At 63.6% G+C, this 20,414-nt stretch carries 23 protein-coding genes; 15 read left to right on the top strand and 8 right to left on the bottom strand.

Going from position 1 to position 20,414, the window contains the following annotated elements; all coding sequences use genetic code 11:
- Positions 1-17: 17 nt before the first annotated feature.
- Genes rpmF through mrf form a run of 3 tightly spaced genes read right to left on the bottom strand, consistent with a single transcriptional unit; the run spans position 18 to position 1,695 of the window.
- Entirely contained in the window at positions 18-191 is a 174-nt protein-coding gene (gene rpmF / locus QM609_RS26975; protein WP_007727540.1) for a 50S ribosomal protein L32, read from the bottom strand.
- A complete protein-coding gene (locus QM609_RS26980; protein WP_003946367.1) occupies positions 191-445 on the bottom strand; it encodes a type B 50S ribosomal protein L31 in 255 nt (84 codons plus the stop codon). Before QM609_RS26980 ends, rpmF begins: the two co-directional genes overlap by 1 nt.
- Complete coding sequence (gene mrf, locus QM609_RS26985) at positions 442-1,695, bottom strand: ribosome hibernation factor-recruiting GTPase MRF (protein ID WP_003946410.1); 1,254 nt, start codon at positions 1,693-1,695, stop codon at positions 442-444. The genes QM609_RS26980 and mrf overlap by 4 nt, the downstream gene beginning before the upstream one ends.
- 104 nt (positions 1,696-1,799) lie before the next feature.
- On the opposite strand from mrf, the gene rpmB reads away from it, so the two are divergent.
- The 7 genes from rpmB (at position 1,800) to QM609_RS27020 (ending at position 5,847) form a co-directional block, all read left to right on the top strand.
- Positions 1,800-2,036 (top strand): 50S ribosomal protein L28, encoded by a 237-nt coding sequence (gene rpmB / locus QM609_RS26990; protein WP_003946346.1) that lies wholly within the window; start codon positions 1,800-1,802, stop codon positions 2,034-2,036.
- A gap of 4 nt (positions 2,037-2,040) precedes the next feature.
- A complete protein-coding gene (gene rpmG, locus QM609_RS26995; protein ID WP_050656886.1) occupies positions 2,041-2,205 on the top strand; it encodes a 50S ribosomal protein L33 in 165 nt (54 codons plus the stop codon).
- 2 nt (positions 2,206-2,207) lie between these two features.
- The gene (gene rpsN / locus QM609_RS27000; protein WP_003946379.1) at positions 2,208-2,513 is read left to right on the top strand and encodes a 30S ribosomal protein S14; all 306 of its coding nucleotides are present in this window, start codon (positions 2,208-2,210) and stop codon (positions 2,511-2,513) included.
- 9 nt (positions 2,514-2,522) lie between these two features.
- Entirely contained in the window at positions 2,523-2,780 is a 258-nt protein-coding gene (gene rpsR, locus QM609_RS27005) for a 30S ribosomal protein S18 (protein WP_003946414.1), read from the top strand.
- Between the two features lie 130 nt (positions 2,781-2,910).
- Positions 2,911-3,849: an AEC family transporter gene (locus QM609_RS27010; protein ID WP_003946401.1), complete on the top strand. Its 939-nt coding sequence runs from the start codon at positions 2,911-2,913 to the stop codon at positions 3,847-3,849.
- Between the two features lie 19 nt (positions 3,850-3,868).
- The gene (locus QM609_RS27015) at positions 3,869-4,333 is read left to right on the top strand and encodes a hypothetical protein (RefSeq protein ID WP_007727550.1); all 465 of its coding nucleotides are present in this window, start codon (positions 3,869-3,871) and stop codon (positions 4,331-4,333) included.
- Positions 4,334-4,485: 152 nt separating this feature from the next.
- Complete coding sequence (locus tag QM609_RS27020; RefSeq protein ID WP_050656887.1) at positions 4,486-5,847, top strand: flavin monoamine oxidase family protein; 1,362 nt, start codon at positions 4,486-4,488, stop codon at positions 5,845-5,847.
- Between the two features lie 36 nt (positions 5,848-5,883).
- Here QM609_RS27020 and QM609_RS27025 read toward each other — a convergent pair whose 3' ends face one another.
- On the bottom strand, positions 5,884-7,401 hold the full coding sequence (locus tag QM609_RS27025) for a PucR family transcriptional regulator (RefSeq protein WP_003946355.1): 1,518 nt from the start codon (positions 7,399-7,401) through the stop codon (positions 5,884-5,886).
- 169 nt (positions 7,402-7,570) lie between these two features.
- Here QM609_RS27025 and QM609_RS27030 point away from each other — a divergent pair, with 169 nt between their 5' ends.
- From QM609_RS27030 to QM609_RS27040, 3 genes are all read left to right on the top strand, one after another.
- Entirely contained in the window at positions 7,571-9,001 is a 1,431-nt protein-coding gene (locus tag QM609_RS27030; protein ID WP_003946421.1) for a gamma-aminobutyraldehyde dehydrogenase, read from the top strand.
- A 90-nt stretch (positions 9,002-9,091) separates the two neighbouring features.
- Positions 9,092-9,991: a universal stress protein gene (locus QM609_RS27035; protein WP_007727555.1), complete on the top strand. Its 900-nt coding sequence runs from the start codon at positions 9,092-9,094 to the stop codon at positions 9,989-9,991.
- Positions 9,988-11,514: an APC family permease gene (locus QM609_RS27040; RefSeq protein ID WP_003946397.1), complete on the top strand. Its 1,527-nt coding sequence runs from the start codon at positions 9,988-9,990 to the stop codon at positions 11,512-11,514. Before QM609_RS27035 ends, QM609_RS27040 begins: the two co-directional genes overlap by 4 nt.
- Here QM609_RS27040 and QM609_RS27045 read toward each other — a convergent pair.
- A complete protein-coding gene (locus tag QM609_RS27045) occupies positions 11,511-12,128 on the bottom strand; it encodes a TetR/AcrR family transcriptional regulator C-terminal domain-containing protein (protein WP_030536334.1) in 618 nt (205 codons plus the stop codon). The two genes, QM609_RS27040 and QM609_RS27045, sit on opposite strands and share 4 nt — an antisense overlap.
- 149 nt (positions 12,129-12,277) lie before the next feature.
- Here QM609_RS27045 and QM609_RS27050 point away from each other — a divergent pair, with 149 nt between their 5' ends.
- Together QM609_RS27050 and QM609_RS27055 are read left to right on the top strand one after the other, a co-directional pair.
- On the top strand, positions 12,278-13,225 hold the full coding sequence (locus QM609_RS27050; protein WP_054188815.1) for a nitrilase-related carbon-nitrogen hydrolase: 948 nt from the start codon (positions 12,278-12,280) through the stop codon (positions 13,223-13,225).
- On the top strand, positions 13,222-14,247 hold the full coding sequence (locus tag QM609_RS27055; protein WP_050656889.1) for an agmatine deiminase family protein: 1,026 nt from the start codon (positions 13,222-13,224) through the stop codon (positions 14,245-14,247). Before QM609_RS27050 ends, QM609_RS27055 begins: the two co-directional genes overlap by 4 nt.
- Positions 14,248-14,258: 11 nt before the next feature.
- On the opposite strand, the gene QM609_RS27060 is transcribed toward QM609_RS27055, so the two are convergent.
- The 3 genes from QM609_RS27060 to QM609_RS27070 are packed head-to-tail and all read right to left on the bottom strand — an operon-like array spanning position 14,259 to position 18,053.
- Positions 14,259-16,196: a VWA domain-containing protein gene (locus QM609_RS27060; protein WP_050656890.1), complete on the bottom strand. Its 1,938-nt coding sequence runs from the start codon at positions 16,194-16,196 to the stop codon at positions 14,259-14,261.
- Positions 16,197-16,205: 9 nt separating this feature from the next.
- Positions 16,206-17,582 (bottom strand): ATP-binding protein, encoded by a 1,377-nt coding sequence (locus QM609_RS27065; RefSeq protein ID WP_102999408.1) that lies wholly within the window; start codon positions 17,580-17,582, stop codon positions 16,206-16,208.
- A gap of 54 nt (positions 17,583-17,636) precedes the next feature.
- Positions 17,637-18,053: a VOC family protein gene (locus QM609_RS27070; RefSeq protein ID WP_003946398.1), complete on the bottom strand. Its 417-nt coding sequence runs from the start codon at positions 18,051-18,053 to the stop codon at positions 17,637-17,639.
- Between the two features lie 85 nt (positions 18,054-18,138).
- On the opposite strand from QM609_RS27070, the gene QM609_RS27075 reads away from it, so the two are divergent.
- The 3 genes from QM609_RS27075 to QM609_RS27085 all read left to right on the top strand — a co-directional run bounded on the left by QM609_RS27075 (position 18,139) and on the right by QM609_RS27085 (position 20,380).
- Entirely contained in the window at positions 18,139-18,711 is a 573-nt protein-coding gene (locus QM609_RS27075; protein WP_050657077.1) for a DUF4126 domain-containing protein, read from the top strand.
- 27 nt (positions 18,712-18,738) lie between these two features.
- Entirely contained in the window at positions 18,739-19,707 is a 969-nt protein-coding gene (locus QM609_RS27080; protein WP_007727595.1) for an alpha/beta hydrolase family protein, read from the top strand.
- A gap of 451 nt (positions 19,708-20,158) precedes the next feature.
- Positions 20,159-20,380 (top strand): hypothetical protein, encoded by a 222-nt coding sequence (locus QM609_RS27085; protein WP_003946391.1) that lies wholly within the window; start codon positions 20,159-20,161, stop codon positions 20,378-20,380.
- Positions 20,381-20,414: the final 34 nt, after the last annotated feature.

A 20,414-nucleotide genomic window follows, 5' to 3' on the forward strand; every position in this document is an offset into this window, starting at 1 on the left:
GGCCAAGGATCGCACGGTCAGATGCGGCTCGGGTCGATCACCCCGAGTCGAACTGCTTTGACCAGTCGCCGAGGGACTCGGTGGGTCTGGCCGAAGGCTGTGACCTCGACCAGATCGGGCGCCGTCGCCTTCCACTGGGCACGACGGCTGCGCGTGTTGGAACGGGACATCTTCCGCTTGGGAACGGCCATCAGAGTGCCTTGCGCTTTCCGTAGCGCCGCTCGAACTTCTCGACGCGTCCGGCGGTGTCCATCACACGTTGCGCTCCGGTCCAGAACGGGTGAGAGTCGCTCGTGACGTCGACGACCAGCAGCGGGTACGTGCCACCATCTTCCCATTCGACGGTGCGCTCACTCGTCACGGTCGATCGGGTCAGGAAGCTCTTGCCGGTGCTGGCGTCCTGGAAGACCACCGGGTGGTAGTCGGGGTGCATCTGCTTCTTCATTCGTTTCCCTCTCGCGTTGATTCGGTTTCGGCATAAGGTGATTCGGATTCGTCACACGGGTCTTCGTGAAACTCGCCGAACGGGTCTTCCCACGTTGCCCACGACGCTTCGTCCGCCAATTCGTCGTCGGTGACCAAGGCGTGCTGCAGTGTTCGGTCGATCTCGAGCGGGTTCGCACCGCATGTGAGAACGACCATCGAGGTGTCGCGATCACCGAAACGCTCGTCCCATTTCAGGGCCGCGAGTGCACGGCGTTCAGCTGGAACGCGGTCTCGTTCCTCCGGCGTCATCGCGGCAAGCCAGGTGTCCGCGCTGGCAACTCGCAGGCCACCGCCCGCCGATTCGAGCCAGAGCGCTTCACCCGGTTGCGTCGCCACCCAGACTCGTCCGCGGGAGTACACGACGCCTTCGAGCAGGACGTCGATCGCCTCGTGCAGACGACCGGGGTGGAACGGCCGGTTCGCGGTGAACTCGACGAGCATCACTCCGCCGTCGTCGTCGAGCGGCGGCTGGCGACGCAACAGCGGTGAGTGAGCGTCGGCCAGTTCACCGCGTCGCGCATCCGCAGGCACCTCGAGGAGCAGTGCCTCGATGTCGTCTCCCTCATCGAAGACGGGTACCCGTGGAGCGATGCGCGCGAGAACCGCGTTCAAGCGGGACCGCTGCCAGCCGTCGAGCGCATCGGACCCGCGTAGGACGAGCGCGTCGGCGAAGTCGACCTGCCCGACGACGACCTGAGCCAGGGTGCGGTCGTCGTCGAGAGCTTCGTCGCCGGTGGCGTCTGCCAGCCAGGTCGCCGCGTCGATGCACGTCACGACGGCATCGACGCGGACGTCCCGCTGCGCCGGTCCGTCCAGTTGGCCGACGACGCCGGTCACGACGACGTGCTCGATCGCCCAGCACAGCGCCTCGGGCTCGAGTTGCCGGTCCAACAGCAACACGATCCGCTGCACCGAACTGTGCGAGTGAAGCCGGCGCAGGAGCGGCAGCAAGTCTTCGCGCAGGGTGCAGGAGACGCAGCCGTGCGCGAGCTCGAGGATCGTCTCGCGCTCGGACACAGTGCCGGCAGACCCGGCACTCCCGGTCATCGAGGTGACCGTCCGCCGGACCACCCCTTCACGGACGTGGCTCAGGTCGTGGTGGACCAGAACAGTTCCGGTCCGCAGCAACGCTCGTGCGGTGTGTGGGGTGGATTCGCTCATGCCGGCGACCAGGACCAGCGGAGTCCTGCCGTCCAAGATCGTGTTCACAGCGGGCCTTTCTGGGAATGATTGTCATTACCGAGGTTGAACGGTACATTGATCTCACCGCATTGTCGAAAATGATTGTCATCTGCAAGTTGAAAGGAACACCCATGTCGGCTCACTGCCAAGTGACCGGACGTGTGCCGGGGTTCGGAAAATCCGTCTCGCACTCTCACAAGCGTTCGAACCGTCGCTGGAACCCGAACATCCAGCGCAAGACCTACCTCCTGCCCAGCGAGGGGCGTCGCATCACACTCACGCTCTCGACCAAGGGCATCAAGACGATCGACCGCGACGGCATCGAATCCGTCGTCGCCCGGATCCGCGCGCGCGGCGAGAAGGTCTGAGCAGATGGCACGCAACGAGATCCGCCCGATCGTGAAACTCAAGTCCACCGCGGGCACCGGGTACACGTACGTGACCCGCAAGAACCGTCGTAACGACCCCGATCGACTCGTACTGAAGAAGTACGACCCGATGCTGCGAAAGCACGTCGATTTCCGAGAAGAGAAGTAGGCATGGCCAAGAAGTCGAAGATCGCGAAGAACAACCAGCGACGGGTCGTCGTCGAGCGGTACGCGGAGCAGCGGTCCGCTCTCAAGGAGACGATCCGCTCCCCGAAAAGCTCGGCAGAGGAGCGCGCGAAGGCCCAAGCGACCCTGCAACGTCTACCACGCGACGCCAGTCCGGTACGATTGCGCAATCGAGACGCTGCGGATGGACGTCCGCGCGGCCACCTGCGGAAGTTCGGGCTCTCCCGGATTCGCGTGCGAGAAATGGCGCACCGTGGGGAACTGCCTGGCGTACACAAGTCGAGCTGGTAAGGAAGTCGGATGGCAGTCAAGCGTTCACCGTCGAAGAAGCCACGCCCCGTAGAGGGTCGTAAGCCCAAGAAGAACCCGTTGTTCGCAGCGAAGATCACGCATGTCGATTACAAGGACATCAACTTGCTTCGCACGTTCATCTCGGACCGCGGCAAGATCCGCAGCCGTCGCGTCACGGGCCTGACCCCGCAGCAGCAGCGTCAGGTCGCCGTTGCAGTGAAGAACGCACGCGAAATGGCGTTGCTCCCCTTCACCGCCGCCCGGTAGTCATACGTGCTCGGTAGTCACACGTAGAAGTACCGAAGAGGTCGCGCAGTCACTCGACTGCGCGGCCTTTTTGTTGCCCTGACTAAGATTTTCCCGAAGTCGTTCATTCCAGTCGAGAGGTGCCCGCAGCGTGTCGGGAGTTGTTGCGGGTTTCACCGTAATTTTTGTTGTCATCGCGGTCGGGTATCTCCTCGGCCGTCTCGGCACCCTCGGTAGCCAAGGACAGTTCGTTCTCGGTCGACTCGTCTTCTTCGTCGCGACGCCTGCCCTGCTGTTCACCACCCTCGCGTCGTCCGATCTTTCGGTGATCTTCTCGCCGACGCTCGCCGTTGCGTCGGCTACTGCCTTTGCCGTCGGCGCTCTGTACGTCGTCGTCGCAAAGATCTGGCTCAACCGGCCGCTACCCGAACTGACCATCGGCGCGCTGTCGGCTTCGTACGTGAATTCGGCCAACCTCGGAATCCCGATCGCGGTGTTCGTGCTCGGCGATGCCACGTTCGTCGCGCCGCTCCTGCTCTTTCAGATCGTCGTGTACTCCCCGATCGCCTTGACGATCCTCGATCTGACGGCCCTTCGCGGCGCGGATGCCGAGAAGCTCTCGTTGATCGACACCGTCACCGCCCCGTTCAAGAATCCGATCGTGCTCGCGGGCGCTGCGGGGTTGATCGTCGCGTTGATCGGTTGGGTACCGCCCCGGCCGCTGATGCAGCCTTTCGAATTGATCGGCGCGACGTCCGTACCCGGTGCGCTGTTGGCATTCGGGCTCTCGCTCTACGGCGTGCGGGTGCTGGAGAAGGGCTCGAGTCCACGCCGCGACGTCGCGCTGGCATCGACGCTCAAGATCGTGGTCCAACCTGTGCTGGCCTATCTGATGGCGCATTTCCTCCTCGGCATCGACGGTCATCAGTTGTTCGCCATCGTGGTCGTCTCGACGTTGCCGACGGCGCAGAACGTCTTCATCTATGCAAGCCGCTATCGGCGCGGAATGGTCCTCGCCCGAGACAGTGCCTTTGTCACCACTTTGGCGTCAATTCCCGCAATTGCGCTGGTCACAGCGCTACTCGCTTGAGCAGGGTTACGGTGGATTCATGCGTGTACTAACCCTCGCCGTTCTGGCCTGCCTTGCTGTGGCCGGATGCTCCGTCGGGGCCCAGACCACGGGGCCGGTTGCCGCACCGAATCCGATGGCGGCCAACGAAGCAAGTCCCGCCGACTGGTCGCTCGGAACCCCCGTTCCCGACGAGGTCGACGACAGCGAGATGGGCACGGAGTTCGACAGCCGCACCGACATCGTGGGTGCGACGGCCACCATGTTCGAATCGTGGTCCGAGGTCGACGATCACACGGTGGCAGTCCACTTCGTGACCGGTACTCCGGAGTGCTACGGCGCGTACGCAACCGTCGAAGAGACTGATACGACGGTGATCGTCACGCTCCGAACCGGAGCATTGCCGGAGGCCGCGGACAAGATGTGCATCTTGGTTGCCGTGTTCGGCAGCCTGGACGTTCCGCTGAGCCGACCGCTCGGCGATCGCCACGTCATCAACGGCTAGCCGCGCCTAAACGGCACAAGATCACCGATCGAACACTCCGTTTCGTCAGGTGTGGTGTGCGTCTCCTCGGGACAGACTGAAAACCGACACCCGTTCACTCGCTCGTCGGCATCTTTCGACTCGAGCGGTGCTCAACATGAAGGAGCTCGCAAGTGCCTACTCTCCAGAGAGACGTTGCAATCGTCGGCGCCGGCCCCTCTGGCCTGGCAGCTGCAACCGCGCTGCGCAAGGCCGGTTTGACCGTCGCTGTGATCGAAGCGCGCGACCGCGTCGGCGGCCGCACGTGGACCGACACCATCGACGGAGCAGTTCTGGAAATCGGCGGCCAGTGGGTCTCCCCCGACCAGACCGCGCTGATCTCCTTGCTCGACGAACTCGGCCTGAAAACTTTCGAGCGCTACCGCGAGGGCGAGTCCGTCTACATCTCGTCGGCAGGTGAGCGGACGCAGTACACGGGCGATTCCTTCCCCACGAACGACACCACGAAGAAGGAGATGGACCGTCTCATCGACGAGATGGACGATCTCGCAGCGCAGATCGGCGCCGAGGAACCGTGGGCACATCCCCTCGCCCGCGATCTCGACACAGTCTCCTTCAAGCAGTGGCTGATCAATCAGTCCGACGACGCCGAGGCACGTGACAACATCGGTCTCTTCATCGCCGGTGGCATGCTCACCAAGCCCGCCCACTCGTTCTCTGCCCTGCAGGCCGTACTCATGGCCGCTTCCGCAGGCTCGTTCTCCCATCTCGTCGACGAGGACTTCATCCTCGACAAGCGAGTGATCGGCGGAATGCAGCAGGTATCGATCCGCATGGCAGAGGCCCTCGGCGACGACGTCTTCCTCAACGCACCCGTGCGTACGGTGCAGTGGAACGAATCCGGTGCAACGGTGTTGGCGGACGGCGATGTTCGCGTCGAGGCAAGCCGAGTGATCCTGGCCGTACCGCCCAACCTCTACTCCCGGATCTCGTACGATCCCCCGCTGCCGCGTCGTCAGCACCAGATGCACCAGCACCAGTCCCTCGGCCTCGTCATCAAGGTTCACGCGGTGTACGAGACGCCTTTCTGGCGCGAAGACGGCCTCTCCGGCACCGGCTTCGGCGCGTCCGAGGTAGTGCAGGAGGTGTACGACAACACCAACCACGAGGACGATCGCGGCACCCTGGTCGCTTTCGTCTCCGACGAGAAGGCCGACGCGATGTTCGAGCTTTCCGTCGAGGAGCGTAAGGCCACGATTCTGGCCTCACTTGCCCGCTATCTCGGCCCGAAGGCCGAAGAGCCGGTTGTGTACTACGAATCCGACTGGGGCTCGGAGGAATGGACCCGCGGTGCGTACGCAGCGAGCTTCGACCTCGGAGGCCTGCACCGCTACGGCGCGGATTCCCGCACGCCCGTCGGCCCGATTCACTTCTCGTGCTCCGACATTGCGGCCGAGGGGTACCAGCACGTCGACGGTGCCGTTCGGATGGGTCAGCGAACCGCAGCCGACATCATCGCTCGCAGCAAGGCCTGACGGCCGCTTTGCCAAGTCTCGATCATTGCCCGGCAGTCACGATTGCCGGGCAATGATCGAGAGCAGTAGTTCGGCCCGAACCCTGGCCACTTCCAGCCGACAGTCGATCAGGCTCTCCACCTTCGCCATTCGGCTCCGCAGTGTGTGCCGGTGAACGCCCATCGTGATGGCGGCCGCTTCCCAGTGTCCGTTGGCCTCGAGAAATGCCCGCAGCGACGCCAGCAGTTCGGTGCCGTTGTCACGGTCGTAGTCCTCGATCGGTGTGATCATCGTTTCCGCCAGCGTGTTGAGCACTTCACGCGTCGAATCGAAAGACAGCAGCACACTTCCGGTCAGAGCTGCGAATTCCAAAGGCTCGCCACCGATTTCCGCCGCCGACGCACACAGCTGGGACTGTTCGACGGCGACCGCCAGCGCAGCGACCACCCGTCGCGCGCTCAAGCCGACACGAAGCGCGCGAAGATCCGACCTCGATACCCCGCCGAGCAACTCTCGGGCGAACTCGACGTCGTCGGTTCCACGCAGCAGCACCGTGACGCGAGTGTCGTTGATCCGCGAGAACAACTGCCGCCCCGCCTTGTTCATGAACTCGGCAATCTCGGCTCCGACGCGTCCCGCTACGTCGGACGTGTCGGCAAGAACTGTCAATCCTCGGATCATTCCCTCACCGTCGGCGGCCTGCCTGATCTGTTGCCACGCCGGCGCCGGGTCGCGATCCTCGGTGAGCAGCAGCCCGAGGGCGTGCGAATTCAACTGATCCTGAGTAGCACGCAGACGCGCGGGTTTCTCGAAGTCCAACGCCAACAACGAGTTCGCGTGACCGAGCAGTATCTGATCGACGTAGCTGAGCGCCGAAGCACTGATCACCGCCAGGTATCCGTACGGCGTTCGCCCGACGCTGATCTGCTGCACCGCGATCGACGCTCCAGACCTTGCGAGCGTCACGCTACTAGAGGCACCGCCCCCGAGAGTTGCTCGCAGTTCGTCGATCACGTCGTCCGTCGGCAGTTGAGGTGAGCTCTCGAGAACTCTTCCGGCGACGTCGAGAAGAAGCACCGTCGCCGAGGTTGCGATCGCCAGTTCACGCACGGTCGCAGCCGTTCCGCCGGAAATGACGGCACGCGTCATCCGCGGTTGCGCCCGCGACGCCCGGAGGACAGCTTCATATTCCTGCTCTGCCAACCGGCTCATCACACGCTTGACGACGGCAGCAAAAGGCGTCGGCAGCGGCACCTCGATCAGCGGGAGTCCGATCTCGTCGGCGACGGCCACCAGATCGGCCGGGACCTCGGGGTACGAGAGCCCGGTTCCGAATCCCACCGCCGCCACTCCCGCCGCGTCGAGCATCCGGAGATAGCGGCCGCGCTTTTGCTGAGTGGACGGCAATCGGATGCCGGTGGTGAGGATGAATTCGCCGCCGGTCAACCATCGAAACGGGTCGAGCAACTCCGTGGCGTGCGCGAATGTGATTTCGCGACCGACACCCTGGGCGCCACCTTTGAGTTCCAGCGCGAGATCCGGCTGCGCCAACATCCACCGCACAGCGATCGTCATGGGCAGGACTGTACAACTCGGTGCGTCGGGGATCAAAGATTTCACCTTTTTGGCAGCTGCCTTTACTTGTGAGTCAGCGCACACTTGCTCACACACGCCCCACAAAGTGCGAGTTCCGTGCTGATCACCTCGGCCGGAACTCGTTCGACCTCGAGAGGAACCGGTACCGATGTCGATCGTCGTACTCGAGAACTACATCAACGGTGAATTCGTCGCCTCAGCCGCGACGGAAACACTCGACCTGATCAACCCCGTGGACGAGAGTGTGGTCGGGCGTACGCCGGTCTCCACGAAGGAAGACGTCGACGCCGCCGTCGAAGCCGCACAGAGAGCATTCGAGACCTGGGGCAAGACGACGCCGAGCGTGCGGCAGGCTGCACTCCTCAAGCTCGCCGACGCCATCGAAGCGCACAGCGACGAAATCGTCGCAGCCGAAAGCGCCAACACCGGCCAGGCTCACCAGATGATCGCCGACGAAGAGGTCAAGGTCGGAGCCGATCAGATGCGGTTCTTCGCCGGAGCCGCACGACTTCTCGAAGGCAAGGCGGCCGGAGAGTACATGGAGGGTTTCACCTCCTACGTCCGTCGTGAGCCGATCGGCGTCGTCGGTCAGGTCACTCCATGGAACTACCCGTTCATGATGGCGCTGTGGAAGATCGGGCCCGCCCTCGCGGCCGGCAACACGATCGTCCTCAAGCCCAGCGACACCACACCGGGCAGCACGCTGGTCCTGGCGAAGCTCTCGAAGGGCATCCTGCCGGACGGCGTGTTCAACGTCGTGCTCGGCAACGGCGGAACCGGAGCGACGTTGGTGGAGAACCCGGCCCTCGGTCTCGTCTCGATCACCGGTTCGGTGCGGGCGGGCATCGCTGTCGCCGTGTCCGCAGCACAGCAACTCAAGCGCGCGCACCTCGAACTGGGCGGCAAAGCGCCGGCGATCGTCTTCGGCGACGTCGACATCGAGAAGACCGCCACCGGCATCGCCGAGGCAGCGTTCTTCAACGGCGGCCAGGATTGCACCGCGGCCACTCGCGTGATCGTTCACGAGTCCATCCACGATCAGCTCGTCGAAGCCCTCGTCCGGAACGCCGAGAAGCTGCGCCCCGGAGCGCCTTCCGATCCTGATGCCTTCTACGGCCCGCTCAACAACATCAATCACTTCAACGCCGTGAGCGACAAGATCGCGAACCTGCCGGCGTCGGCCAAGATCGTTACCGGCGGAAAGCGTTCGGGCGAAACCGGATTCTTCTTCGAGCCGACCGTCATCACCGGCGTCGCGCAATCGGACGACATCGTGCAGGAAGAGACTTTCGGTCCTATCCTCACAGTCCAGAGCTTCTCCGACGAGAAGGAGGCGATCACGCTTGCCAACGACGTTCGGTTCGGCCTGGCCTCGAGCATCTGGACCAAGGATCACGGTGTCACGCAACGCGTCTCCGCTGCTCTCGACTTCGGTGCGGTGTGGATCAACTGCCACATCCCGCTCGTCGCCGAAATGCCGCACGGCGGCTTCAAGTATTCCGGTTACGGCAAGGATCTCTCGGCCTACGGAGTCGAGGACTACACCCGTCTCAAGCACGTCATGAGTTCGCACGACTGAGTCGCCGCCCCTCCTGCTGTGCGCCTTTATCAACCCCCCGCGGTTAATAAAGGCGCACAGCAGATTCCTCCAATCCGGAAAAGAGCCACCATGCGCCTTATCGTCGGATACCTCGCCACACCCAGCGGTAAAGACGGGCTGGTCCTCGGGGCCCAGCTCGCGCGCAGTCTCGGCGCGCAACTCGACATCTGCATGGTCCTCCCACCGGATCGGACACTGCCGGCCAAGGTTCCCTCGGAAGCCGGCTACGACGACATCCTCGCCGCGCGTGCACACGACTGGCTCGCCGAGGCGAAAGCGTCGGTGCCCGAGGACATCCAGGTGGAAGTACACCTGAGCTTCCACGAGTCGTTCGCTCAGGGCCTGCTCGACGAAGTGGACCGACTGAATGCGCTCGCGATCGTGGTGGGAGCTTCCGGCGACGGTTTGCTCGGCCGTCACGCGATAGGTTCGGTCTCGACCGAACTGCTTCACTCCGCCCACGTCCCGGTAGCACTGGCGCCTCGCGGAACGCGGCACTCGGCGGCCACTGCGATACGAGAGGTCACCTGTGCACTCGGCACCCGTGTCGGCGCCGACATCGTCTTGAACACCGCCGTGCGCGCCAGCGAACTGATGCAGGTTCCGTTGCGACTGGTCTCACTGGTAGCGCTCGACCCCCAGAACGATCTGCGAGATCATCGCGACACCGCCGAGTCGGCCAGGGAGCGTGCACGAAATCACGCTCAGGACACACTCGACGTCGCAAGAGCCGCGCTCCCCGCGGAGTTCCCCATCGAGGTCATCATTGCCGACGGATCTACCGTGGAATCGGCAGTGCGTCAACTGGACTGGCAGGACGGCGACCTCGTGATGGTCGGTTCAAGTCGCCTCGCACAGCCCCGCAAACTGTTCCTGGGCTCCACCGCCGCCAAGATGCTGCGCGTACTGCCCGTACCCATGGTCGTAGTGCCCAAGCACGAATTCACCCAGCCGGAGGCACTGTCATGACCAGCACCGAACTGAGTTCCAAAGGCCTCGCCACCGGCAAGATCGGCATGATCTCCGGCGCGGTGCTCGGAATCTCCTCCGTGGCACCGGGTTACACCCTGACGGCCAGCATCGGATTGATCGTCGCTGCGGTCGGTCTCAAGATGCCCGCCATCTTCATCGCCGGCTTCATCCCGATGTTCCTCACCGCGTACGCGTACCGCGAACTGAACTCCGACACTCCTGACTGCGGAGCGTCATTCACGTGGTCCACCAAGGCATTCGGACCGTACGTCGGCTGGATGTGCGGCTGGGGCATGGTGATCGCCACCATCATCGTGCTCTCGAACCTCGCTGCAATTGCCGTCGACTTCTTCTATCTGTTCATCGCGCGGGTGGCCGACAATCCCTCCATCGCCGATCTGCCGGGCAATAAATTCGTCAACGTCGGCACCACACTGGTGTTCATCGCGTTGGCCACCTGGATTGCCAGTCGGGGAATCACCACCAGCGAGCGCGTACAGTTCGCGCTCGTCGGCTTCCAGATGGTGCTGCTGGTCGTCTTCGCCGTCGTTGCACTGGTTCACGTCGGCGCCGGCGACGCCCCGGCCGGATTGTCCTTCGACCTGAGTTGGTTCAACCCGTTCAGCGGACTCGCCATCGGTGCGTTTGTCATCGGACTCACCGGATCGATCTTCGCGTTCTGGGGCTGGGATACCTGTCTCACGCTGGGCGAGGAGTCGAAGAACCCCAAGAAGACCCCCGGCCGCGCCGGTTTGCTCTGTGTCGCAACCATTCTCCTTACCTACCTGCTGGTCGCCGTTGCCGCGATGATGTACGCCGGCGTCGGCGAGGAAGGCCTCGGCCTCGGCAATCCCGACAACTCCGAGAACGTCTTCGGCGCTCTGGCCGACCCGGTCCTGGGCAACTGGGGCGGAATGCTTCTGTTCCTCGCGGTCTTCGTCTCTTCAGTCGCCAGCCTGCAGACCACGTTCCTGCCCGCGGCACGAACCATGCTCGCCATGGGTGCATACGGAGCTTTCCCCAAGAAGCTCGCCGAGGTCTCGCCTCGGTTCCTGGTGCCGTCGTACGCGACCGTCGTGGCCGGCGCGGTAACCGCAGTGTTCTACAGCGTCGTCACGTTCCTGTCCGAAAGTGCTCTGCTCGACACGATCGCCGCACTCGGCATCATGATCTGCTGGTACTACGGCATCACCGCATTCGCGTGCGTGTGGTACTTCCGCAAGACGCTTTTCGAGAGCGTACGAAACTTCGTCTTCCGGCTCGCGTTCCCACTCATCGGTGGCCTCATGCTGCTTGCGGTGTTCGTCATTTCGGTCCAGGAGAGTATGAATCCGGACAATGCTAGCGGAGCATCCATCGGCGGAATCGGCCTGGTCTTCTTCCTCGGCTTCGGAATCCTCATCCTCGGCGCGGTCCTGATGATGGTCATGCGAGTGCGCAATCCCGAGTTCTTCGAGGGCAAGACCCTCAACCGCGACACGGAGGCTCTGCGCGACGAGAACGACCTCAGCGTGTCCTAGGAGACAGTAGATTCGGGGGCCTGCGCGATCAGGCCCGCCATCAACACGCGCAAGCCGAATTCGAAGGCGGCGTCGGCACGTTCGGGATTTTTCCCGGACGTTGCCAACGCCGCCTTCATCGCGTCGTTGGCTTCGGGTCCCGACGCCCACTGGACGTCCGGCGCCGCCAGGTCCAGGGCCGAACCGAGAACAAAACTGTCGACGGTCGTGATCGCGTGCAGTGTTTCGGTCGGGTCGAAGCCACCATCGGCAAATGCCTGCGCCAATGCGTTGTAGAGGGTGAACGCCACACCGGCCTGCACCGTCTGGGCCGTGAAGAGCGGAATCAGACGAGGATGCGCGGCGTAGCTTCGCCGGTACTCGGCTGCCAGCGCCGCGACGGTCTCACTCCAGGTCCCCGAGGCCGACTCGACGTCGATTCCTGCCATCAGCTGAGCCCTCATCAGTTCGACGATCTCGGCTCGTCCGGAAACGTGGTTGTAGAGCGAGGACGGTCGAACCTTCAGTCTTGCGGCGAGTCCCGGCATGGTGAAGTCGCCGGATTCGTCCACCGACTCGATCGCTGCCTCGGTGATGATCGCCGGTGAGAGCAGTCGTTGCGATGGCCGCGGCATATGTCCTCCTGTAGTGATCCACACCGTTCGGGGCGCTGCAAAAAACAATTCCTCGAAAGTCCTTGATCAATCAGCGCTCACCCACCATACTTAACGAATCACATTCGTTTTACGTTGAACGTCGAATACCCGAGCACCGAGGAAACCCCATGCTGACGATCACCGCCCTCACCCCACCCGAGTCACCGGCCGCGACTTCGCCGTCCACGTCCACCCCTCTGCGTGTAGGTCTCGTCCAACATCGCTGGCACGAGGACCAAGACGACCTCCACGCTGAATTGAGCGAAGGCATTGCGTCCGCAGCGAAGCTGGGCGCTTCCGTGGTCTTTCTTCCGGAGCTGACGCTCAGCCGCTACCCCGCCTCCACCCCGGCCGGCGACAATCCCGGACGCGCGGCGGAAGACCTGCTCACCGGACCCACTTTCGCCTTCGCCACCAAGGCCGCCGCGGAGAACCAGGTTCTCGTTCACGCGTCGTTGTACGAGCGCAGCGACGCCGAGGACGGCCTGGGCTTCAACACCGCGATCCTGGTCTCGCCCGGGGGTGAACTTCTCGGTCGTACCCGCAAGCTCCACATTCCGGTGACGGCCGGGTACTACGAGGACACGTACTTTCGCGGCGGTCCGTCCGAGGACGCATACCCCGTTCACGAGGCACTCGGCGCCAAGTTCGGACTCCCGACATGCTGGGACGAGTGGTTCCCCGAGGTCGCACGTGCATACTCCCTCGCCGGTGCCCAGGTCCTGGTGTACCCGACGGCGATCGGCTCGGAACCCGATCACCCGAACTTCGACACCCAACCGCTGTGGCAGCAAGTGATCGTCGGAAACGGTATCGCCAACGGCACTTTCATGGTTGTCCCCAATCGCCACGGCAGTGAAGGTCTCATCACCTTCTACGGTTCGTCGTTCATCTCGGACCCGTACGGACGCATCCTCGTTCAGGCTCCGCGCGACGAATCAGCCGTCCTGGTCGCAGATCTCGACCTGCAGCACCGTGAAGACTGGCTTGCGCTGTTCCCGTTCCTGGCCACTCGCCGACCCGACACCTACTCGGCCCTGACCGCACCGGTGAACACTGCAGGAGCCAACCGATGACCTGGCGCATGCCCGCGGAAAGTGAACCGCACGAACGTACCTGGATGGCGTACCCGAGCGCCGGATACTCTCTCGGGGACACCGCGGAAGAACAGCACGAAGCGCGCTCGACGTGGGCGGCCGTCGCCCACGCCGTCGCCGAATTCGAGCCGGTCACCGTCGTCGTCGATCCCGCCGAAGTCGAAGAAGCACGAAAGTACCTGTCCGAGAAGGTCGACATCGTCGAGGCACCTCTCGACGACGCGTGGATGCGCGACATCGGGCCGACGTTCGTCCTGTCCGACGAAGGCCGTCTCGGCGGAGTCAACTGGGTGTTCAACGGCTGGGGTGCACAGGATTGGGCGCAGTGGGACAAGGACTCGAAGATCGGCGCATTTGTCGTCGAACAATCCGGTGCCCAGTTGATCGACTCACCAATCGTCAACGAGGGCGGCGGTATTCAAGTCGACGGTCTCGGCACCGTCTTGGTCACCGAAACCGTCCAACTCGATCCGGGACGAAACCCCGACCTGACGAAGGCCGACATCGAGGCCGAACTCGCCCGCACCATCGGCGCCAAGCACGTGATCTGGCTTCCCCGCGGGTTGACCCGCGATCAGGAGACCTACGGAACGCGCGGACACGTCGACATCGTCGCTGCCATCTCTTCCCCCGGAGTGGTACTCGTCCATGACCAACGCAATCCGGTGCACCCCGACTACGCCGTCAGCAAGACGATCATCGAGTTGTTCGAAAGCTCGACGGACGTCGGCGGCCGGCCGTGGAAGGTCATTCGGGTACCCGCTCCCGAAATCCTGCGCGACGACGAGGGATTCGTCGACTACAGCTACATCAACCATCTCGTGGTCAATCGCGGAGTGATTGCCTGCAGCTTCGACGATCCGGCCGACGCCGAAGCGGCCCGGATCCTTGCGGCCGCCTACCCCGGGCGCACCGTCGTCACCGTCGACGCCAGACCGCTGTTCGAACGTGGCGGCGGCATCCACTGCATCACCCAGCACCAGCCCGCTGAACAAGACTGACGGCGGCAGAATTAGCGGCGACCTCGCATGTAGTCACTCACGACCGCGGCGCCGAGGCCGTCCAGGTCCGGCGCGATGACGCGTCCACCCACACGGTGCGCCATCCGGTCGACCACCCTGGCCAGACCTGGATCCTCACCGAGGCGGAAGAACGTGACCTTGGCGCCCAGCCTGGCCACCGCGTCGAGTGCTCGAACCGTCAAACCGAGGGTTCGCGCACTCGGCGGGTAGTCGAACCTGGCTTCTCCGTCCGCTTCGAGATGAGCCGTCGGCTCACCGTCGGTGACGATCAGTACCACCGGCTGTGCGTTGGAGTGGCGTCGAAGATGCCTGGCCGCCAACAACAGTGCGTGGTGCAGGTTGGTTCCCTGGTCCCACGCGCCGTCCAAACCAGCGAGCTCCGACGGGCTCAGCACGTGCGCGTGGCGTCCGAAGGCGATCAACTGGAGTTCGTCGCTGCGAAATCGCGTACTCACCAGATGATTGAGTGCCAGAGCGGTGCGCTTCATCGGCACCCAGCGATCTTCCATCACCATCGAGAACGACGTGTCCACCAGGAGAGCAACCGCAGCCTGACTGCGCTGTTCGGTTTCGGCCACCTCGACATCGACGACGCTCAGCCGCACCGGCATTCGGCCCGGGTCACGCAGGACGGCGTTGGTGATGGTTCTCGTGACGTCCCACGGTTCCGTGTCCCCGAATTCCCATTCGCGGGACGCTCCGGTCGGTTCACCCATCGCACCGGCCCGACGCGTATCGCGTTGACCGGTTCGTGACGACAGTTGCCCGGCGACATCGCGCAGAGCAGTCTGTCCGAGCTGTCGCATGGCTTTGGGCGACAAGCGCCATTGACCATCCGGTGCACGATCGAAGAAACCCTGTTCCTGCAAAGCCTTTTCGAGATCGGCCAGGGTGCGAGCATCAGCGGCGGCTTCGTCGCCGAGTTGCCGCGCGAGTAGCTCGGGGTCGATGTCGTCGAGCGCCGCGCCCGCGTATTGCTGCGACAGTTGATCCGCCAAGGATTCCAGCTCGGCGATGTCCTGCAGGGCACCGGTCCCCTCACCCAACCCCATTCCGTTGTCGCCGCGGAACTGTTGCGAACCTTCCCAGTCCTCACCCGGCCGAGCCGCCTGAAGGAACTGGTCGAGTTGACTCAGCTCACTCATCAGGCTCGGATCACCGAACGCCTGCTGCGCCAACGCATCCAACTCGTCACGCTGCTCCTGCGAGAGCGAGTTCCGCAATCGTTGTGCAGCCGCCGCGCGCTGCGCCAAAGAATCCAGAAGTTCCTCGACGTTGCGCGGGTTGTCCGGGAAATACTGCCCGTGCTTGTCCATGAACTCCGCGAACTGCTCCGCAGTGTCGACGCCGCGAGAGTGCGCGTCGAGCAGTTGATTCAGATCAGCCAGCATCTGGCGTATCTGCTCACGATCCTCGTCGGTGGCGCCCTCGAGTGCCTGCTTCATTCCCGAGAAGCGTTGATCGAGAACCTCACGTCCGAGCAGATCACGAATCTTCTCGAAATCCGCGCGAGCCTGTTCGCTGCGCCAGTTGTAGTCGGCCAGATCTTGCACGGCCTGAGCTGTCGACGGCGGTAACTCCTCGATCCGCATTTCGTTGAATCGTGCGTCGTCGTCGAGAGCACGTGCCAGTTCTTTGCGCTCTTCGAGCACCGCCTTGTCGAGAAGCTTACGAACCTCGTCGAGCGTTCCGTCGAGATTGTTGCGGCGTAGCAACTCACGTCGGCGCCGGTTCGCCTGGGCAGCAAGGTCGTCGAGCCCGCGCATGTCCCGGTTGCCTCGGCGCAGGAGCTCTCGGAGGGCATGGCGCGGCGACGTGCCCGACAACACGTCGTCGCCGATTGCTGCCAGGGCCTCGCGCAGATCCACGGGAGGCGCGAGCGGATCGGGACCACCGTCGTAAGGCCCGTACCGCGGATTGTGGATCATCACTGCCCCTTACGAATATACCGAGCGGCCGCCCGGGCCTTGATCTTTGGAGATCCGGCGCGCGAGGTAAAGCCCTTCGAGGGCAAGTTCGGCACCGGCGGCACGCTCGCCGTCGGATTGCGCACCGAGACGTTCGGCTACTTCGTCCAGGACCTCGAGGTCCGGAAGCTCGTCGAGAAATGCCTTGGCCGTGACAGATTCACCGGTGACGATCGTGTTGCCCATCTCCACCGCAGCAACCAGCATCCCCAGGTCGATCCCGCCGAGACGTACCCGAACCGTATCGGCGGTCGCGCGACGCAGCAGGTGCTCGAGCACCTCCAGTTCCCGTCCCTCTTCACCGGATTCGAACTCGACCTTGCCGCGAAGAACCTCGACCACGGACTCGAGATCGACGGGCCGTGCAACAGGATCGGCTTCGCCGAGCACCGCTGCCCGTCGTACCGCGGCGGCACTGACGGTTTCCGCGCCGGCGACGGCAAAGCGTGCCGACACACCCGATCGCTGATCCACCGAGGTGGATTCGCGGAGCAGGCGAGTGAATCTGGCAAGAATTTCGAGAAGGTAGTCGGGCACCTCCGCGGCCAGGTGCGCCTCCTGCTCGATCACCGCGATCTCGCCCGCCAACTCGACGGGGTAGTGAGTACGGATCTCGGCGCCGAAGCGGTCCTTGAGTGGTGTGATGATGCGCCCGCGGTTGGTGTAGTCCTCGGGGTTGGCGCTCGCGACCAGAAGAACGTCCAACGGAAGCCGAAGCGTGTACCCGCGGACCTGGATGTCCCGCTCTTCCATCACGTTGAGCAACGAGACCTGGATGCGTTCGGCGAGGTCGGGGAGCTCGTTGATGGCCACGATTCCGCGATGCGCGCGAGGCACGAGGCCGAAGTGAATGGTCTCCGGATCGCCGAGGCTCCGGCCTTCGGCAACCTTGACCGGATCGACGTCGCCGATCAGGTCGGCGACCGAGGTATCCGGCGTCGCCAACTTCTCGGAGTACCGCTCGCTGCGGTGGCGCCAGGCGATCGGGAGGTCGTCGCCCAGTTCCTTGGCTCGACGTATCGAAGCCGGGGTGATCGGCTCGTACGGGTGCTCCCCCAGTTCCGAGCCTTCGATGACGGGCGTCCACTCGTCGAGCAGGAGCCCGAGGGTGCGAAGCAACCTCGTCTTTCCCTGACCTCGTTCGCCGAGCAGAACCACGTCGTGGCCGGCGATCAGCGCCCGCTCGAGTTGCGGGGCGACCGTGTCCTCGAACCCGACTATCCCGGGCCAGGGGTCACGGCCGTCCCGCAACGCGGCGAGAAGATTCTCTCGTAGTTCTTCCTTGACACTTCGCTGTACGTGTCCGGAGGCGCGTAGCTCTCCGAGGGTTTTTGCGACAGTCACCACTCCACGCTACGAGTGTTTGCGGGGTTTCGCCTCTCGCCGAGGAAGTTCGGTCGCTCAGCCCTCGATGTTCTCGGGATTCATCCAGATGATTTCCCAGATGTGGCCGTCGGGATCCTGGAAGCTGCGGCTGTACATGAAGCCGTGATCCTGCGTCGCGTTACCTTCGGAACCGCCGGTCTCGAGCGCCTTGTCGACGAGGGCGTCGACGGCCTCACGGGTCTCGGCCGAGAGACCGAGCAGCGCTTCCGTCGACGTCGAGGTGTCGGCGATGCCCTTGGTGGTGAAGGTCTTGAAGAAGGGCTCGGCCAACAGCATCACGACGATGGTGTCACTGATGACCATCGACGACGCGTTCTCGTCGGAGAACTGCGTGTTCTTGGAGTATCCGAGGCCCTCGTAGAAGGTGGTGGCCTTGCCGAGGTCCTTGACGGGCAGGTTGAGGAAGAACATCGGCTGCGGGTTTGTCGCCATGAAAGGTCCTTTCCGAGACTTTGCTGTGCGCCTTTATTAACCGCCGGCGGTTAATAAAGGCGCACAGTAGACCTAAACTCCACCCATGGATACCTGGGTGTTGCCGGCCATGCTCGGCCTCGGACTCGCCGCAGCGTCCGGAATGCGAACCTTCCTGCCCCTGCTGATGCTCAGCGCTGCCGTCCACTTCGAACTGTTCGGGATCACCGTCGGTGAGTCGATGCGGTGGATCGGATCGACCGGCGCGCTGGTGGCATTGGCAATCGCCGCGGTGGTCGAACTGGGTGCCGACCTCATTCCGTTCGTGGACAACGCACTCTCGGTGATCGGGAACGTCACGGGGCCGATCGCCGGAGTGATCGCGGCCTGGGCGGCCTTCAGCCATCTCGACCCTGCGATGGCCGCGTTGGCGGGCATCATCGTCGGAGCGCCGACGGCGTTGACGTTCAGCGCCGCGCAGACCGGCACTCGCGCGGTCAGTACGGCCACTACCGGTGGGCTGGCAAATCCCGTCGTTTCCGTCATCGAGGATGTGCTGACTTTCTTCACTTCCTTGATCGCGATGATCTTGCCGCTCCTGATCATTCCCCTGCTCGCCGCGCTCTTGTGGTTCAGCTGGCGTGGCTGGCGTCGTGTCCGGAGTCTGCGCACCGACTGACCGCACCGACCTGGTAGACAAGTCGTCATGTCCGACACCGAGATCTCGTTCCAATCCGGCGACGTCACCCTGTACGGGAGTCTTCGCCTGGCCGCCTCACCCGACGCCCCTGCCCCGGCCGCGCTGATTCTGGCCGGCAGCGGCCCCACCGATCGCAACGGCGACAGCGCCCTCCTCGAAGGCGACATCGGAACTCTGCGGTTCATCGCGGATCTTCTTGAAAATCAAGGCATTTCAAGCCTGCGTTACGACAAGCTCGGCAGCGGCGAAACCGCCCTCGGCGACTACGAGATCGAGGACATCGCCGATCTCGGCTTCAACACTTTTGTCGACGCCGCCTCCGACGGACTGGACTACCTCGCCGGGCAACCCGGTGTCGATCCCGAGCGCTTGTTCGTGGTCGGACACAGCGACGGCGCCGTAGTCGCACTGGCCCTCGCCACCGCGAAGGAGGGCGCCAGAGTCAGTGCCCTCGCACTGCTCGAGCCACTGAGCGTCAGACTTCTCGATCTACTCACGACGCAGATTCACCGCCAGCTCGATGCGGTCGTCGGCGCCGGTCAGTTACCGGTCGAACTGGCTGACGAACTGCGCGTCGCGCTCGCCGATGCCGTCGAGTCGCTGCGATCCGAGGGCACTGTTCCGGATGACCTGCCCGAGCCGCTGCAGAATGCGGGACTCGTACACGCCAATGCCAAGGCACTCGCCGAGGAAGACGCATTGGACCCGGTTGCGCTCGTGGCGGCGCTACCGGCGGGCATGCCCGTTCTCACGAGCTGCTCGGACAAGGACATCCAAGTCATTCCCGCCGATGTCGCGGCACTCGACGCCGCGCTCTCACATACAGCGCTGACTTCCGTGCGGATGCGCAACGCCAACTTCGTACTCAAGGACATCGGCGACGAACAGTCCACCGGTGCCGACTACGTCGCGCCGCTTCCGTACTCGGCAGAGTTCTCGGAGCCCTTCACAGCGTGGGTCCGTTCGTTCTCCTGATCACGTACAGACCGAACGTCCTCTTTTTCAGGTAGAAAGTTCCCTCCGCGAACCATCGCGGAGGGAATTCTGCTTTCTACGCCTGACCTGCAATGAAGACTCTTTCAATCCAGCGAACCTGGGGACAGAAGTCACCCGGAGTTTACGTTCGCGGCGCTTTTTATTGGTGCGAACCCTCGATCCGTGCTGTACGGTCATCCATTAACCAGCAACGCCACACAGAAAGGAACGGACATCATGTCGCTACACCCGCACGTCGTATCCGTACCTTCGTGGCGCAGCTGCACCGCAGACAAGCACATTTTTTCGGCCGCAATGTCGGCCAAGCACATGGGCAACAAGCGCGGTGTACCCCGAGAATGATCCCCAGTTTCACCGGATTCGTTCTCGGGCACCCAGGGCAAACGCCTCGGGTGCCTTTTCTTTTACCTTTCACACGCAGGAGCACCACATGAAACTTCGAGTCAACCAACTGTCCATCGCGCCGCCGTATGTCGATCTGCCCGGTGACCTCACCGGATACGCCGTCACCCTGGATCTTTCACACTCCGATGCGGCCCACGAAGCTACCCTCGGCGCATTGATCAGCGAGATCCGCAGTCGCGGAGCCTCACGCGTGGTCATCACCGGCTCACCGCGCGAACTCCAGGGCACCCACAGCAGCGCCGCCTGAAAGACCCGGGCGGCCTGAATGCAGAACGGGCCCC

The sequence above is a fragment of the Rhodococcus sp. IEGM 1302 genome, from assembly GCF_030056935.1.
GTDB lineage: Bacteria > Actinomycetota > Actinomycetes > Mycobacteriales > Mycobacteriaceae > Rhodococcus_F > Rhodococcus_F qingshengii.

Excerpts from the sequence above, each read along its gene's own strand:
- rpmF (WP_007727540.1), bottom strand. The coding sequence starts at position 191 with ATGGCCGTTCCCAAGCGGAAGATGTCCCGTTCCAACACGCGCAGCCGT.
- QM609_RS26980 (WP_003946367.1), bottom strand. The coding sequence starts at position 445 with ATGAAGAAGCAGATGCACCCCGACTACCACCCGGTGGTCTTCCAGGAC.
- rpmB (WP_003946346.1), top strand. The coding sequence starts at position 1,800 with ATGTCGGCTCACTGCCAAGTGACCGGACGTGTGCCGGGGTTCGGAAAA.
- rpmG (WP_050656886.1), top strand. The coding sequence starts at position 2,041 with ATGGCACGCAACGAGATCCGCCCGATCGTGAAACTCAAGTCCACCGCG.
- rpsN (WP_003946379.1), top strand. The coding sequence starts at position 2,208 with ATGGCCAAGAAGTCGAAGATCGCGAAGAACAACCAGCGACGGGTCGTC.
- rpsR (WP_003946414.1), top strand. The coding sequence starts at position 2,523 with ATGGCAGTCAAGCGTTCACCGTCGAAGAAGCCACGCCCCGTAGAGGGT.
- QM609_RS27015 (WP_007727550.1), top strand. The coding sequence starts at position 3,869 with ATGCGTGTACTAACCCTCGCCGTTCTGGCCTGCCTTGCTGTGGCCGGA.
- QM609_RS27025 (WP_003946355.1), bottom strand. The coding sequence starts at position 7,401 with ATGACGATCGCTGTGCGGTGGATGTTGGCGCAGCCGGATCTCGCGCTG.
- QM609_RS27030 (WP_003946421.1), top strand. The coding sequence starts at position 7,571 with ATGTCGATCGTCGTACTCGAGAACTACATCAACGGTGAATTCGTCGCC.
- QM609_RS27035 (WP_007727555.1), top strand. The coding sequence starts at position 9,092 with ATGCGCCTTATCGTCGGATACCTCGCCACACCCAGCGGTAAAGACGGG.
- QM609_RS27040 (WP_003946397.1), top strand. The coding sequence starts at position 9,988 with ATGACCAGCACCGAACTGAGTTCCAAAGGCCTCGCCACCGGCAAGATC.
- QM609_RS27045 (WP_030536334.1), bottom strand. The coding sequence starts at position 12,128 with ATGCCGCGGCCATCGCAACGACTGCTCTCACCGGCGATCATCACCGAG.
- QM609_RS27050 (WP_054188815.1), top strand. The coding sequence starts at position 12,278 with ATGCTGACGATCACCGCCCTCACCCCACCCGAGTCACCGGCCGCGACT.
- QM609_RS27055 (WP_050656889.1), top strand. The coding sequence starts at position 13,222 with ATGACCTGGCGCATGCCCGCGGAAAGTGAACCGCACGAACGTACCTGG.
- QM609_RS27060 (WP_050656890.1), bottom strand. The coding sequence starts at position 16,196 with ATGATCCACAATCCGCGGTACGGGCCTTACGACGGTGGTCCCGATCCG.
- QM609_RS27070 (WP_003946398.1), bottom strand. The coding sequence starts at position 18,053 with ATGGCGACAAACCCGCAGCCGATGTTCTTCCTCAACCTGCCCGTCAAG.
- QM609_RS27075 (WP_050657077.1), top strand. The coding sequence starts at position 18,139 with ATGGATACCTGGGTGTTGCCGGCCATGCTCGGCCTCGGACTCGCCGCA.
- QM609_RS27080 (WP_007727595.1), top strand. The coding sequence starts at position 18,739 with ATGTCCGACACCGAGATCTCGTTCCAATCCGGCGACGTCACCCTGTAC.
- QM609_RS27085 (WP_003946391.1), top strand. The coding sequence starts at position 20,159 with ATGAAACTTCGAGTCAACCAACTGTCCATCGCGCCGCCGTATGTCGAT.